This window comes from Cutibacterium nasicola (assembly GCF_051303185.1).
In the GTDB taxonomy this organism is placed as follows: Bacteria; Actinomycetota; Actinomycetes; order Propionibacteriales; family Propionibacteriaceae; genus Cutibacterium.
Genome location: NZ_JBPPGE010000002.1, coordinates 102238 through 116739 on the forward strand (window position 1 = coordinate 102238; position 14502 = coordinate 116739).

A 14502-nucleotide genomic window follows, 5' to 3' on the forward strand; every position below is an offset into this window, starting at 1 on the left:
CGTCACCAGATGATGTGTGTGGTACGGGTCCTACACTGGGTCTGTGTCAGATTCCCCCACTTCCGAAACCGTGACGTCCGGCGAACTCAGTGCATCGGACCGCGCGATTCTGGATCTCGAGGAATCCTGGCAGGCCGGGAATCCGAGTGTTGACAAGGAGACCGTCATCCGCGAGAAGCTCGGCATGTCGTCCCCCCGTTACCACTTACGGCTCAACGAGCTGATCGACGATGAGCCGGCCGCGCGATATGCGCCTTCCCTCATCGGGAGGCTGCAACGAATCCGCAATCAACAGCGCAGGAACCGCAGCGCACAGCTGCTCGGATGACACACGCGGCATTGTCTACGATGCGCCACCATTGACGAGAGGCACACTATGAAACGCCTGACCGGTACGGTCCGGACGTACTCCTGGGGCTCCTATGACGCCATCCCCAACATCTTGGGAAAAGAAGCCGACGGCGAGCCCTGGGCCGAGTACTGGCTCGGAGCCCATGGAACCTCACCGTCGACCCTTGACGGCATTCCCCTCACCGAATACCTCAAGGCTCACCCCGACGAGCTGGGTGAGCGCAGCCGCAATGCCTTCGGATCCAGGCTGCCCTTCCTGCTCAAGATCCTCTCGGCTCGCCGCCCGCTGAGCCTCCAGGCCCATCCTGACGCACGCATGGCGCGACAGGGGTTCGCGCGCGAGAACCAGGCCGGTGTCGACGTCAACGATCCCCAGCGCACCTTCGTCGACGACTGGCCCAAGCCGGAACTCCTCGTTGCCCTCACCGATTTCGAAGGATTGTGCGGGTTCCGCGATCCGCATGAGACACGCCAGCTGTTCGATGGGCTTGACGTGCACACCCCGACGGACCCGGTATTGGGGTCGCTCACCGAGCGTTCCGGCCCGGCGGCGCTGGCTGAGACCTTCCTTGACTGCATCACCGGGGATGACCTGCGCCGACAGATCGTCACCGAGGTGGTGTCAGGGGCCGTCAACCACGTTGGAGAGGACACGCCGCTGGGTGAGTTCGCTCGCACGGCCGTCGAGCTCGACGAGTATTTCCCCGGGGATCCGTCGATCCTGGCGGCACTCATGCTCAACCGGATCCATCTCAAGCCCGGCGAATCGCTGACAGTCCCTCCCGGTCTCATGCATTCCTACTTGTCAGGCACGGGCATCGAGATCATGGCCGACTCCAACAACGTCGTGCGTGGCGGACTCACCGACAAACACATTGACGTCGACTCCCTGATAGGGATCGTGGATTTCCAAACCCAGGAACCACGAGTCATGGCGGCCGAGGAGGCAGATCCCGGTCTGCGGGTCTTCCCGAGCACCGATGACCAGTTCCGGCTGTGGGAACTCGACCTCGACACCGCCCGTCCAGCCATCCTGCCGGCCAGCGATCTGGCCCGAATCCTGCTCATCACCGGTGGGTACGCGGTGTGCTCGAGTTCCCAGGGCACTGACGAGATCGTGCATGGACAGGCCGTCTGGGTTCCCGCTGGCGAACAGGTACAGGTGGACGGGAACTGCGACGGATTCCTCGCTGCTGCTGGGGTGTGACGCGACCCCGTGTGGAATTCGCGAGCTTACGAGAGGATGGACCCATGGCACACAAGATGAACGTCGAGAGTTTCAACCTGGACCACACCAAGGTGGCGGCCCCGTTCGTGCGGGTGGCCGACATCAAGCACCTGCCTGCTGGAGACACCCTCACCAAGTACGACGTGAGGTTCTGCCAGCCGAACAAGGACCATCTGGAGATGCCTGCGGTCCACTCGATCGAGCACTCCTTCGCCGAGTGCGTGCGCAATCACTCGGAATCCGTCATCGATTTCGGGCCGATGGGATGCCAGACCGGGTTCTACCTCATCATGGTTGGCGAGCCGGACGTCCCGGCCACCTGTGAGCTCGTCGAGACCACCCTGCGCGACATCCTCGAGCTCGACGCCACCCCCGCGGCCAATGAGGTGCAGTGCGGCTGGGGAACCAACCATTCGATCGAAGCCGCTCAGGACGCCGCCCGACGGATGCTGGATCATCGTGACCAGTGGGAACGGGTGATGGCCTGAGAAGGTGATCATGGCTCAAGGGCTCACCGTTCACGTCGCCCTTCGACCGGTTGGTGGTCGGTCACTCGAGATCCCGGAATAGACGGTTTGCACACCCAGTCCCGCCGATTTGACCAGGTCGAAGCGATGGTGCGTGGTGCGGCGTCAATGGGGAACCATTCACAACCGGGTCCAGCTCGTGGCTGTTGTGGAGCCTCTGACAGGATTCGAACCCGCGACCATCGCTTTACAAGAGCGGCGCTCTACCAACTGAGCTACAGAGGCCTGTCGCCTCACGACGACGTGGAACATTGTGGCACACATCGCCCCCAAGACGTCACTGACGCATGTGCCGACAGTGTCGTCAGGCCAACGCCTGTGCGAGGTACCGACGCGCACCGACCATCGCGGGCCCGTACCAAGCCAGCTTCTGACCATCGACGAGACGGACGTCAAGGCCCGGAAAAGCTGGGACGTCGTCAGGGCCGAAGTGGTAGGGCTCGTCGGGCAGGATGACGCGGTCTGGACGGGCGGAGATGAGGTCGGCCAGTTCGGCGTGGGGGTAACGGGACTCCCCCGGTAGATCGATCACTTCCACCCCGACATGCCTCAGCGCGTCGGCGATGTAGGTGTCCTGTCCGACGCACACCCACGGATCCCGCCACACCGCAACCACGGCACTGCGCACCTCGCCGGTCCACGACTGGCTCCACTCCTCGTCGGCATCGCGCAACCACCGCGGTCGCCGGACGCCGAACCCTTCCATGAAAAGCCTCGTCAGGCTTGAGATCGCCTCGGACACCGTGTCGATCCGCGTCACCCACACCGGCACACCGGCCTTCCGCAACAAGGTGACGTCGTGCTCGCGGTTCTCCTCCTGATTGGCGACGACCAGATCTGGTTCCAGGTCGGTGATAGCTGCCCGATCAGGATTCTTCGTCCCCCTGATTCGCGCCACCTCGTGGCCGACAGCCTCGTCCAGGTTGGCAGGCCGAATGCAGTAATCCGTGCATCCCACCAGAGTCTGCGGACACGTCGCCGCAATCGCCTCGGTGATTGACGGCACCAGGCTCACCACCCGCTGCACTCGTCCGCTCACCGGCACGTCGGCACCAAGATCGTCGATCATGACACCACCGCCACGGCCAGGGCGGACAGCACCCAGAAACTCATCTGCGTCACCTCATTGATGCTTCCAAAGGTGTCCCCCGTCATCCCGGACAGACGCCTCACCAGGTGATGAATCCAGGCCCACGCTATGAGCAGGGCCAATGCGGCGCAAAACAGGGCGACCAGGCACCACCGCCAGCCTCCGGCGACAAAACCCGCCAAGGCCATGACAGCTCCCAGAACCGTCAGGTTGATCGAGGCTGATTCAGGAGTCGTCACCCCGGCGACGAGGGACCCGAATCCACCCGGACGAGCGCAGGGCACGCCGGTCATCGTGGCGAAGAGAATGGCAGCTCGACCGATGGCCGGCCCGAGCGCAACCACCATCGCCACACGCCACCATGCCCCCGAAACGGTCGTTCCGGCCAGGCTCACCACGGCAGCCGCGTCCACGATCAGTACCAGGACGATGCTGATGACACCCATCGGACCGATGTCGGACTTCTTCATGATCTCGAGGGCCTTGTCAGGCGCTGCTCGCGAGCCCAGACCGTCAGCAGTATCGGCGACTCCGTCGAGGTGGAAGCCTCCGGTCGCTCCCGCCAGCCAACACACGGCGAGCACCCCGGCCAACCACGACCCAGCCCCCAACCCGAGCACCAGGGCAACGATTCCGCCGGCCACCACTCCCAGGCACAGTCCCAGCCAGGGGAAAGCCGTGATGGCCCGCCGAGCCAGCGAACGATCGATGTCGTTCAGGTATGGCCCAGGCAGGATCGTGAAGAGGGACAGGGCCTCGGCCACTCCACGCAGGGGTCCCAGCTTCCCAAGATCTGCATGTTGTTCGTCGCTCATGCCCACCTCTTCGGGATTCCAGCCACGCACATCCACACCTCGTCACAGGCATCCCCGACAGCCGCATTGAGGCGCCCCAGCTCGTCGCGGAAAAGCCGTCCCGCCGGGGTGTCAGGCACGACGCCCATCCCCACCTCATTCGAGACGAAGGTGACGTCGCGCCGAGTACGACGGATGGCGTCGGTCAGTTCATCGACGCGATTTCTCAAGGACCTCTGCCACGACTCGTCCCCGGGATCAGCAACCCATGCTCCGACCTCGTCGAGGACCCGCGTGATCCACACCCCGAGGCAGTCCACGAGTACCGGAGAGTCGTCGTCAGCCAGCAGCACGGACGCGATATCCGGGGTCTCGACGGTCTTCCAGGTCGCCGGGCGCCGGGCCTGGTGTAGTCGGACTCGTTCCTCCCACTCGGCATCGTCGGGATTCCGCTCGGAGGTGGCGACGTAGGTGACCTTGGAGTCACGGGGCAACCTCGACTCAGCGAAGGTCGACTTCCCGGATCGCGCACCCCCCAGAACCAGGACTCGACAAGGGGGAGCGCTCGTATCGAGGGCATCGGGAAGATCGGTCTCCCCAGTCACCTTGATGTCGGTGACGTCGGCGTCCTCGAAGGTGGCCATCTCGTTGAGGATGTGGGCGCTGGCCTGAACGATTGGCAGGGTGAGGATGGCCCCCGACCCCTCCCCCAGCCGCATCCCCAGATCCAGCAGGGCCGGAAGACCGAGTGCGCTGGTGGACGCGGTGATTCCCGGCTCGGCGCCGGCATGGCTGGTGATGACGAAGTCGCGTACCTCCGGGCAGATCGCGGTGGCCGTCAGAGCTGCCGAGCAGGCGATAACCCCGTCGATGAGCACCGGGACACGCCGGGAGGCCGCGGCCAGGATGTACCCCGCCATGGCGGCGTGCTCGAAACCTCCCACCTTCGCCAATGCCTCAACCGGGTGGTCGGCGTCGGGCCGGTTGACCTGGAGTGCGCGGGACACGACACCGATCTTGTGCTGGTGACGACGGTCGTCCGACCCAGCGCCCTTACCCGTCACCTCAGCAGGAGAGCACCCGGTGAAGACGCTGATGAGTGCCGAGGCCGGCGTCGTATTCGCGATGCCCATCTCGCCAGTGACGAGGATGTCTGCTCCCCCCTCGACAGCCTCCAGGCCGGTCTCGATACCGACTTCAAGGGCCTGGACGGCCTCGTCAGCACTCATGGCCGGGCCCTGGGAGATGTCATCGGTGCCTCGTCGCACGCAACGCTGGCGAATGGGCGCGTCGACCTCGTGGAGGGCACCGACGTCGGTGATCCACAGCTGCGCACCCATCTGCCGCGACAACACGCTGATCGCTGCCCCGCCGGCCGCCATGTTGGCCATCTGCTGGGTGGTGATCTCCTGAGGATCCGGGGAGACTCCCTGGGCCCACACCCCGTGGTCGCCTGCGAACAGCCCGACGACCGGGTGGCTCGGGACAGGGACCGGTACCTGTCCGTACATTCCCGCCAGCCGGATCGAGAGATCCTCCAACAGCCCGAGCGAACCCTCGGGCTTGGTGAGCACCTGCTGACGGGCTCGGGCAGCCTCCAGGGCCTTGGCGTCAGCTCCTCGAATGCCGCGCACTGTACGGGCAAGCAGGCTCTCAGCGGACACGGATTCAGACAGTCGGGCCATCATGCTCCATCGTCGGGGACGCCGCCGCATCCCCCGGGCCTGTGTCCTCGCAGTCCCGGACGCCACGCACGTGCGTCGCAATGTGGTCCCACCCCGGTCGGGGCAGGTGTGCGCGGTTCTGGTCTGACTTCGCCTCGATGGCGTCACAGTGGCGGGACCGTCCCGGATTCACACCGGTGTTCCACCGCGGTCGAGGATCATTGTCCCACAGCCTGCTTTGATGGAGTCATGGACGTCCTCATTCTTGGCGGCACGACAAAGGCCCGGCAGCTGGCCACTCGACTGGTCGATGACGGGATCGACCTGTGCACATCCCTGGCGGGACGCACGAAGTCCCCACGACCCGTCCCAGGACCGACGAGACTGGGCGGGTTCGGCGGTGTCGACGGTCTCAAGGACTTCCTCACCGCCAACGAGGTCAAGGTCATGGTGGACGCCTCACACCCCTTCGCCGCGACCATGCACGGCCACGCCGCACAGGCGTGTCTCGATCTCAACCTGCCGCTGGCCCGGCTCGCACCGCCGAGCTGGCGTACCCAACCCGAAGCCGCAACCTGGCACTGGGTGGACGATCACGACGCCGCCGCACGAGCCCTTGCGGACCTGCCTGATGTCGTCCTGCTGACGGTGGGACGCCAACCCATCAGCCATTACCTGCGCCTTGGCCCGCGTCGGGTCATCGTGCGCTGCGTTGACGCCCCCGAGGAGGAGCTTCCCGAGGGCTGGACGGTGCTGCAGGAGCGTGGCCCTTTCACCATAGCCCGGGAGCGTGAGATCTTCTCCGGGGGTGTGGAGACCGTCGTCTCGAAGGACTCCGGGGGCACCGAGCTGGACCCCAAACTCCGTCTGGCAGCCGAGACCGACGTCCAGATCGTCATGGTGTCACGCGGCCCGGCCCCTGGTTGGGGGGACGAGCTCAGCGAGGTCGACGAGGCGGTGCAGTGGATCAACGCCCACCTCGCGACGGTGAAATCTCAGTGATCAGACGGTTCGTGGACCTGGGTCTCGTCGAGGTCCAGGCCCGCGACGTCTCCGACAACGGTGATGGCCGGCGGCTTGATGCCAGCCTCGGCCATGTCCTCAGCGGCGTTCTCCAGGGTGGTCGTCAGGGATCGCTGGGTGAACAGTGAGGCGTCCGCGACGACGGCGACGGGGGTGTCACCGGCAAGTCCACCTTCCATGAGGCGTGCAGCGATGTCACCGATGTGCGCCACGCCCATGAGGATGACGAGAGTGGTGCCAGTCTTGGCGATCTGTGCCCAGTCGAGTTCGGACCGGGTGTCGCCGGGGGCGACGTGCCCCGAGACGACGGTGAATCCCTGGACCAGGTGACGGTGGGTCAGTGGGACTCCCATGAGCTCGGGGCCGGCCACGCAGGAGGTGACTCCGGGAATGACGCGCACCGGGACGCCGGCTGCGGCGCAGGCCTGCCACTCCTCGCCACCACGTCCGAAGACGAAGGAGTCGCCACCCTTGAGGCGCACCACCTTGCGCCCGGCCCTGGCATGCTCGATGAGCAGCTCGTTGGTTCGCTCCTGCGGGACGTAGGGCCCGCGCGGCACCTTGCCGACCGGGATCTTCTCGGCGTCCGGATTCTCGTCCATGACGACGACCGGAGCGAGACGGTCGTGGAGGATGACGTCGGCCTGACGCACTGCCTCCAGCCCTGCAACGGTCAGCAGCCCGGGATCACCGGGGCCACCTCCGACGAGGGTGACAGTGCCGGGAACGAGTTCTGGGGAGTAGGACATCAGTTTTCCTTGGGTTGGTGTGCTGTCAGATCGGAGATGGCTCGGGCGAGCTCAGCATGTGTCTTCGTGTCACGGACGGCGAGTCTGATCCAGCTGGGACCGAGACCGGGGAAGGTCTCCCCGCGCCTCACGGCAAACCCGCGATCAGCCAGGGGAAGACGCACCGATTCGCCGCTGATTGACGAGGTGTCGACGAGCACGAAGGGAGCCTCGGAATCGACGATGGTCAGACCGAGTTCTCGAAGGCGTCCGACGAGGTCGGCGCGGGCCGCGGGAATCTCGTCACGCAGCTGGTTGCGGAACCGAGACGCTTCCTCGGAGGTGCAGGAGACCATGGCCGCGACGGCCGGGGTGGACACCGACCATGGGGTCTGGTGAGCCGCCAGACGTGAGATGAGTCGCGGATCCCCGACGACGTATCCGGCACGGATTCCGGCCAGGCCGTAGGTCTTCGTCAGGGAACGCAGCACCAGCAGGTTGCCCATGTCGTTGCCGATGAGGGACTGGGACTCGTCAGTGGCGTCCATGAAGGCTTCGTCGACGACGAGGATCCGACCAGGGCGGCGCAGGGTCAGCAGGTCGGACGCCGGGTGCAGCCGACCGGTGGGGTTCGTGGGGTTACCGACGATGACGAGGTCGGCATCCTCCGGGACGAGGGCCGGATCCAGTGCGAACCCGTCGGAGGCATTGAGGATGACTCGGTCGACGTCAATCCCGGCTGATCTCAGAGCTGCCTCCGGCTCGGTGAACTGAGGATGGATGACCGCAGCGTGGTGCGGCTGCGTGGTCGCAATGAGGGGGAAGGCCTCGGCTGCTCCGGAGGTGGGCAGAACCATGTCGGTTCCCACACCGTGCATGGTGGCCAGGGCGTCCCGGGCCGGGGCGGCGTCAGGGTAACGCGCCCAGTCGTGCTCGGTGGAGGTGATTGCGTCGCGAAGCCACTGCGGCGGCTCGAGGACGCGGACGTTGACGGCCAGGTCGACTAGACCGTCGGCAATGTCGCTGTCCCCGTGGTGATTGAGGTCAGGCTCGCCCTCCTGGGCCCCTCTCCCCTCGTGGAACCTCGCCACCTCACGGGCAAACCACGCCGCCTGGGAGGGGTGACCGGCCCAGTGCAGGTGCAGGTAGGAGGCCTGAACGGTGGGACGCCCCAGAGAAGCAGGGTCTCCCAGAGCTCCCTCGGCACGATCGGTGCCGTCGGGCATGGCGATGTGCCAAGCCGGGTCGACGTCAGCCAATGGCGTCGTCGTGGTGCGGTGGAATTCGTGGCCGACGACGCTGATGGAGTTGCGGGTGGCGACCCGGTACCCCATCGTCAGCCTCGTCGCCATCGCCGCGTCCATCGGAAGGACGCCGGCCATGTCGCGCCCGTCGAGGTGACGGCAGAGGTAGAGAAGCCCGGCGCACTCCGCGACGATCGGCATCCCGGCCTCGGCATGGGCGCGGACATCTGCCGCGAGCTCGGTGTTGTCCTCCAAATCCGTGGCGTGCATCTCCGGGAATCCACCGCCCAGGTACAGGCCCTGGATGCCGTCCGGAAGACGTCGATCGGTGAGGGGATCGACGTCGACGACCCGGAACCCGGCCGCCCGCAACATCTCGGTGGTCTCGGGGTAACGGAAGGTGAAGGCTCGCCCCGCGAAGATTCCGACCACCGGCGGCTCGTCGAAGGAATGGCCTTGCCAGCCAGCTGATTGCAGAGCGGCTCGCGGATCCCAAGGCTCGACGTCGAGGTCGGGTGCGGAATCGGCCAGGTCCATAACGGCGTCGAGATCGACGTGTTCGGCGATGAGGTCACCCAGGCCGGCGACCTTGGAGGCGGAGTGCTCCCACTCCCCCGCCGGGACCAGGCCCAGGTGGCGAGACGGCACGAAGATCGACTCGGTGCGCGGAATCCGCCCCAGCACCGGGATGCCGAGTCGGTCGAGTCCGCGCACGACCTCGGCACCATGACGAGGAGAGGCGACCCGGTTGAGGATCACACCGGCGATCGTGACATTCGGATCAAACGTCGCCAGACCTGCCACCACTGCGGCGTGGGTGAGGGACGCATGAGCGGTGTCGACGACCACGACCACCGGGGTCTGGGTCGAGGTGGCGATCTCGGCGCTGGACCCGCGTCCGGTCCCGAGCTGGCCGTCGAAGAGGCCCATCACTCCCTCGATGACCGCAATGTCCGCCGCATCGGGGGTGACGAAACCATGGGCCAGCAGCGGAGCCATGAGCTCGTCACCACACATGACGGAGTCCAGGTTGCGGCCCGGACGACCACTGGCCATCGAGTGGTAACCGGGATCGATGTAATCCGGCCCGACCTTGAACGGCGCCACCGTCCGGCCGGTGGCACGCAGGGCTGCCATGAGACCTGTCGCGACGGTCGTCTTACCGCCTCCCGACGCCGGGGCGGCGATGAGGATTCGTGGAATGCGCATCACCATTCGATTCCCGCCTGACCACGCTGACCGGCGTCGAAGGGGTGCTTGACCTTGGTCATCTCGGTGACGAGGTCTGCGGCCTCGACGAGGGCTGCCGGGGCGCGACGGCCAGTGATGACGACGTGCTGGGTGCCGGGGCGGTTGACCAGTGTGTCGACGACCTCGTCGACATCGAGCCATCCCCAGTCCAGCGGGTAGGTGAACTCGTCAAGAAGGTAGAAATCAAGCGCCTCGCTGGCCAGGAGTTCCGACACGTGTCGCCACCCCTCGCGGGCAGCGGCCTCGGGGTCATCGGCGGCATCGAAGGAGCGTGCCCAGGACCATCCAGTCCCCATGACCTCCCATGTGACGGGACCGCCGGCACCGGTCTCCTCGTGGAGTTTCCCGAGAGCTTGCAGGGCGTCCTGCTCGCCGACATGCCATCGTCCGGACTTCACGAACTGGAAGACGCCGACTTTCCACCCTTGGTTCCAGGCGCGCAGGGCGGTACCCATCGCCGCTGTCGTCTTGCCCTTGCCCTCGCCGGTGTTCACAGCAAGAACTGGCCGTAATCGTCGCTGTCTGGTGGACAGCCCGTCGTCTGGTGTGGCGCCACTGCGCGCGTGCGGCATGAACGACCTCCTTGCGGGTCCGCGCCCGTCGGGTCACGGGATTTCCGTGACCTGACCCGCAGGATCGACCTGGCTCGCGCTGAGGCGCTCACAGTGGCGGGACCGCTCCGGATTCACACCGGATTCCTCCCCGAGGGCCATCGTCGATTGTGTCACACGGGTCGGGTTGTCCTCACCCGGCACTGCCCTAAGCTTCCCTCATGACCCATGATCCTGACGCCACCCTCCTCGGACGCACGCCTGGCCTCGACGAGACGCACTTCGCCCATGACGGCCTCATCACCAAACATCCGGTGAGGGCCGTCGCTCTGGCAGCGTTGCGACCCATGCCGGGCCAGCTGCTGTGGGACCTCGGCACCGGCGCCGGGTCGATCGGTGTCGAGTGGTGTCGCACCGATCCGACCTGCCGAGCCATCGGGGTGGAGCGCAAGGCAGAACGGGCCGCCAATGCCCGCACGAATGCCGCAGAACTCACTCTGCCCGGCCAGTTCGAGGTCATCGACGCCGACCTCGCCAAGGGGCTGCCGGAGGGACTGCCCGACCCGGATGCCATCTTCATCGGCGGCGGTGCGACGGAAACTCTCGTCACCCAGTGTCGACCACGTCTGCCCATCGGGGGACGGCTCGTCGTCCATGGGGTGACGATGGAGGCCGAGATGCTCGTGGAGTCCTTGCACCGGGATCTGGGCGGTGACCTCATGAGGTTCGGCGTCGAGACCGCCGACAGCATCGGCCGGCTGCGGGGCTGGAAACCGGCCCGCACCGTCGTGGCGTGGACCTGGCAGCACACTGAGTGACGACGAGCCACCCAGTGTGCACAGTTGTCTGATCCTGGACTCAGCTGATCTGGGAGGCCAGCAGGCAGGCAGCCCAGGTCTGCTCGGCAGCGAAACGCACATGGTGTGGCACTGCCGAAACCGACAGCGCTGACCTGTTCATGATGACCATCGAACCGCCGCACTGTGGCCGCCCCATCAAGAGTGCCTTGTGCCGCTGATGTCACAACGATGACGTCAACACGGACTGCTCGGTGCCAGGTGTGACAGGATCGCGACGACCTCGCTCATCGTTCGGGGACGCTCATCCATCCCAAGACGCCGGACCAGTTCGAGGGGCCAAGGCAGGTGTAGATGGGCCCTCTCCACCATGGTCACATTTGCGAGTAACTCGTCGATCGGCCCCTGCTGCACTCCCCCGTCGACAACGATGAGCGCCTCGTCAGCCCAGGCCAGGGCCAGGTCGACGTCATGGGTAGCCATCGCCACGGTCGTACCGTGGTCGCGCAGACGGTCCAAAGCCTCCAGCATCTTGGTGACGCCGACCGGGTCGAGTCCGGCGGTGGGCTCGTCAAGGAGAAGCAGATCCGGGCGCATGGCGACGGCACCGGCGACAGCAATCCTCTTGCGTTCGCCGTAGGACAGCTGGTGCGTGGCACGCTCGGCAAGATGGCTGGCCCCGAGTAGCTGCAGGGCCTCGGCGACGCGGTCGCGCACCTCCGCCACGTCCAGCCCCATGTTCATCGGGCCGAAGGAGACGTCCTGGCTCACGTCAGCGCTGAAGAGTTGGTCGTCGGGGTCCTGAAGGACGAGCTGAACCGCCCGACGGTGCTCACGAAGCTGGGTGCGCCCGTGACCGAGCACGGTGTCACCTCTCTTGACCTTGCCCTTGACGGGCTTGAGGGAGCCCGACAAGCAACGCATCAGCGTCGTCTTGCCCGATCCGTTTGCTCCCAGAATCGCCACCCGAACTCCAGCGCGGAAGGACACGTTGACGTCGGTGAGCACCATGGGCCGGCCAGGGTGAGTGGCGTACAGGTGCTCGGTCGACAACAGGGCTTCGTCACTCATCTGAAAATCCTTCCGGTCGTCGACCAGCTGATCGCCCAGACTGCGGCGATGACGATGACGACGATGATCTTGAACCGCGCTGATCCGACGCGTTTGACGGGCAGGGTCACCAGTGCGGACTCGAATCCGCGGTTGACCAGGCCGTCGTTGAGGCGGTTGGCCCTCGTCCAGGCTCGAATTCCGACCGATCCGAGCAGCGCTGCGGTGTTGCTCATGCGCCGGTTGAGCCCGCCAAATTTCCCTTCCGGGGCGTCGCCGAGGCGGGCGTGCTGAGCTTCACCGGCCGTCACGACGGTGTCGAGCAGCACGAAGATGAGCCGGTAGGTCAGGGAGGCGATCTCGAGCAACGGGTCAGGGATGTGGAACTTCCGCAACCACGTGAGCAGATCGACCATGGGGGTGGTGACGGCCAGCACCATGAGGGTGAGGGTGCCGCAGACGCCATGTTCAATCAGTGACATCGCCTGGGCGGTGGTGACCGGCCCGATGCTGAACACCCCGGCATGCCACCAGACTGTCCCGATGGGGGACGACCCAAGGCTGATGAGGACCGAGATCCCGCCGACCACCAGGAAGACGATCGGGGCGGCCATGGCTTGCCACAGCACTCGCCCCCGGATGCGCGCCGGGCCGAGGATGACGATGACGCTGATGATCCCGGCGAGTAGCGCCCCGGGCCAGATGCCGGAGCCGACCACCGGGCTCACCCACGACGATGACTCCATCGACGGGGTACACAGAGCGGTCAGGAGCAAGGATGCTGATAGGGCGACCTTCTCACCAACCGGACGACGCCGCCAGGGGGAATCCCAGGCGGCGTCGTCGAGAGAGGTGATTGTCATGACTTGGCAGTCGCAGTGGCTTCCGACGAGGTGACGGCGGCCTCGGGCACGTCGTCGACACTGTGCAGGTCAGAGGCGTGCTCGGCCTCCTCACGACCCTTCTTCTTGCCGGACATGCGGCCCAACGCGTACCCGGCAATGCCGGCACCCAGGGCAGCCTGCATGGCGAACAGACCGGACTCGACCTCACCCGAGTTCGGCTCGAAGATCGGCTTGATCCACTCCTTGGCGCCAGCCTCCTCAGCCGCGGTGGCAGCTGCGTCGTCAGTTCCGCCGAAGCCCTCCTCCTCGTCTCCGGACACCTTCTTGGCGCCGAGGACCATGCTCAGCACGAACAGGGCGATCAACAGGACGACGATAACCGGAGTCACCCACTTGCTGTTGCCGGTCAGGGAACGATCGGCACGGGTCGGGACTGCAGTGTTCTCAGGCATTTGCCACCTCCGGGGTACGAGCGAGGACGCCGAGCTGCTGAAGCTGCGGGGCGGCGACCTTGGCAAGGAAACGGAACAGCAGGATTCCGATGAAGCCCTCAGCGATGGCCAGCGGAATCTGGGTCACGGCGAAGATGCCGAGGAACTTGCCAACAGCCCCCCAGAAGCCACCGGTGGGATCCGGGAAGGCAAAGGCGAGCTGGAAGCTGGTCACGACGTAGGTGACGAAGTCGGCGAAGACCATACAGAGGAAGACTGCCAACGCGTCGGGCCCGTGGAGTTTCTTGGTGAGCTTGTAGAAGGCGTAACCGGCCCACGGTCCGGCAATGCCCATCGAGAAGGTATTGGCCCCCAGTGTGGACATGCCACCGTGAGCCAGCAGCAAGGCCTGGAAGATCAACACGATCATCCCCAGGAACGCCATGACCGGTGGTCTGAAGAGGGCTGCCCCGACGCCGGTTCCCGTGGGGTGGGAGGACGAGCCCGTGACGCTGGGGAGCTTGATGGCGGAGAGGACGAAGGTGAAGGCGCCGGCAGTGGCAAGCAGGAGCTTGTTCTCGGGGTGCTCCTTGACCTCCTTGACGACTCGGTAGCCGCCGTGAATAACGAACGGAGCAGCAGCTGCATACCAGACTGCACACTCAGCTGGTGAGAGAACCCCCTCAGCGATATGCATGAGGTGTCATCTCCTTTCTCGGGATTCGCGTCCCGTCCTGGAAAGGCCTGATGTGCGCGACAGATCTGACTTCCGATCCACATGGGATCGTCCACAGTGGCGCGTCCGTGCCGGCGTTTCCCGGCTTCAATCACGTCATCAGGACATTCTTGAGTTGTTCAATGGCCAGTCAAACACAGCCACTGCAGGGTTGCATCAAAGGGTTGCCTAACCAAGGTAGCATGCCCGTGT

Annotated in this window: 15 protein-coding genes, 1 tRNA gene and 1 riboswitch; of the genes, 5 read left to right on the forward strand and 11 right to left on the reverse strand. The window is 65.6% G+C overall.

The features are described 5' to 3' along the window. The first annotated feature begins 43 nt into the window (after nt 1-43). The 3 genes from ACSJJT_RS04285 to ACSJJT_RS04295 are packed head-to-tail and all read left to right on the forward strand — an operon-like array spanning nt 44 to nt 2067. Nucleotides 44-328 (forward strand): DUF3263 domain-containing protein, encoded by a 285-nt coding sequence (locus tag ACSJJT_RS04285; RefSeq protein ID WP_435917144.1) that lies wholly within the window; start codon nt 44-46, stop codon nt 326-328. A 48-nt stretch (nt 329-376) separates the two neighbouring features. After that, the gene (gene manA, locus ACSJJT_RS04290; protein WP_435917145.1) at nt 377-1558 is read left to right on the forward strand and encodes a mannose-6-phosphate isomerase, class I; all 1182 of its coding nucleotides are present in this window, start codon (nt 377-379) and stop codon (nt 1556-1558) included. A 44-nt stretch (nt 1559-1602) separates the two neighbouring features. Beyond that, the gene (locus ACSJJT_RS04295) at nt 1603-2067 is read left to right on the forward strand and encodes an S-ribosylhomocysteine lyase (protein ID WP_435917146.1); all 465 of its coding nucleotides are present in this window, start codon (nt 1603-1605) and stop codon (nt 2065-2067) included. Nucleotides 2068-2255: 188 nt separating this feature from the next. On the opposite strand, the gene ACSJJT_RS04300 is transcribed toward ACSJJT_RS04295, so the two are convergent. From ACSJJT_RS04300 to cobT, 4 genes are all read right to left on the reverse strand, one after another. Next, a tRNA-Thr gene (locus tag ACSJJT_RS04300) sits at nt 2256-2331 on the reverse strand. A gap of 79 nt (nt 2332-2410) precedes the next feature. After that, nucleotides 2411-3175, reverse strand: a complete 765-nt coding sequence (locus tag ACSJJT_RS04305) for a helical backbone metal receptor (RefSeq protein WP_435917147.1) — start codon at nt 3173-3175, stop codon at nt 2411-2413. Beyond that, nucleotides 3172-4011, reverse strand: coding sequence for an adenosylcobinamide-GDP ribazoletransferase (locus ACSJJT_RS04310; protein ID WP_279186939.1), 840 nt, complete (start codon nt 4009-4011; stop codon nt 3172-3174). Before ACSJJT_RS04310 ends, ACSJJT_RS04305 begins: the two co-directional genes overlap by 4 nt. Beyond that, nucleotides 4008-5678 carry a nicotinate-nucleotide--dimethylbenzimidazole phosphoribosyltransferase gene (gene cobT, locus ACSJJT_RS04315; RefSeq protein WP_435917149.1) on the reverse strand — a complete coding sequence of 557 codons (1671 nt, stop codon included), beginning with the start codon at nt 5676-5678 and terminating at the stop codon, nt 4008-4010. The genes ACSJJT_RS04310 and cobT overlap by 4 nt, the downstream gene beginning before the upstream one ends. A 225-nt stretch (nt 5679-5903) precedes the next feature. On the opposite strand from cobT, the gene ACSJJT_RS04320 reads away from it, so the two are divergent. Further along, entirely contained in the window at nt 5904-6656 is a 753-nt protein-coding gene (locus tag ACSJJT_RS04320; RefSeq protein ID WP_435917150.1) for a cobalt-precorrin-6A reductase, read from the forward strand. On the opposite strand, the gene cobA is transcribed toward ACSJJT_RS04320, so the two are convergent. Genes cobA through cobO form a run of 3 tightly spaced genes read right to left on the reverse strand, consistent with a single transcriptional unit; the run spans nt 6650 to nt 10472 of the window. Continuing rightward, the gene (cobA, locus tag ACSJJT_RS04325; RefSeq protein ID WP_435917151.1) at nt 6650-7426 is read right to left on the reverse strand and encodes a uroporphyrinogen-III C-methyltransferase; all 777 of its coding nucleotides are present in this window, start codon (nt 7424-7426) and stop codon (nt 6650-6652) included. The two genes, ACSJJT_RS04320 and cobA, sit on opposite strands and share 7 nt — an antisense overlap. Then, a complete protein-coding gene (gene cobBC, locus ACSJJT_RS04330) occupies nt 7426-9858 on the reverse strand; it encodes a bifunctional hydrogenobyrinic acid a,c-diamide synthase/histidinol phosphate aminotransferase CobBC (RefSeq protein ID WP_435917152.1) in 2433 nt (810 codons plus the stop codon). Before cobBC ends, cobA begins: the two co-directional genes overlap by 1 nt. After that, entirely contained in the window at nt 9858-10472 is a 615-nt protein-coding gene (gene cobO / locus ACSJJT_RS04335) for a cob(I)yrinic acid a,c-diamide adenosyltransferase (protein ID WP_036979703.1), read from the reverse strand. Before cobO ends, cobBC begins: the two co-directional genes overlap by 1 nt. Before the next feature lie 40 nt (nt 10473-10512). Continuing rightward, nucleotides 10513-10649, reverse strand: a riboswitch (cobalamin riboswitch). Nucleotides 10650-10672: 23 nt separating this feature from the next. On the opposite strand from cobO, the gene cbiT reads away from it, so the two are divergent. Beyond that, entirely contained in the window at nt 10673-11269 is a 597-nt protein-coding gene (cbiT, locus tag ACSJJT_RS04340; RefSeq protein ID WP_202724899.1) for a precorrin-6Y C5,15-methyltransferase (decarboxylating) subunit CbiT, read from the forward strand. Between the two features lie 216 nt (nt 11270-11485). On the opposite strand, the gene ACSJJT_RS04345 is transcribed toward cbiT, so the two are convergent. The 4 genes from ACSJJT_RS04345 to ACSJJT_RS04360 are packed head-to-tail and all read right to left on the reverse strand — an operon-like array spanning nt 11486 to nt 14271. After that, entirely contained in the window at nt 11486-12319 is an 834-nt protein-coding gene (locus tag ACSJJT_RS04345; RefSeq protein ID WP_065674341.1) for an energy-coupling factor ABC transporter ATP-binding protein, read from the reverse strand. Next, on the reverse strand, nt 12316-13161 hold the full coding sequence (gene cbiQ, locus ACSJJT_RS04350) for a cobalt ECF transporter T component CbiQ (protein ID WP_279186945.1): 846 nt from the start codon (nt 13159-13161) through the stop codon (nt 12316-12318). The genes ACSJJT_RS04345 and cbiQ overlap by 4 nt, the downstream gene beginning before the upstream one ends. Further along, on the reverse strand, nt 13158-13595 hold the full coding sequence (locus tag ACSJJT_RS04355; RefSeq protein ID WP_069101815.1) for an energy-coupling factor ABC transporter substrate-binding protein: 438 nt from the start codon (nt 13593-13595) through the stop codon (nt 13158-13160). Before ACSJJT_RS04355 ends, cbiQ begins: the two co-directional genes overlap by 4 nt. Continuing rightward, nucleotides 13588-14271 (reverse strand): energy-coupling factor ABC transporter permease, encoded by a 684-nt coding sequence (locus ACSJJT_RS04360; RefSeq protein WP_334355083.1) that lies wholly within the window; start codon nt 14269-14271, stop codon nt 13588-13590. Before ACSJJT_RS04360 ends, ACSJJT_RS04355 begins: the two co-directional genes overlap by 8 nt. Nucleotides 14272-14502: the final 231 nt, after the last annotated feature.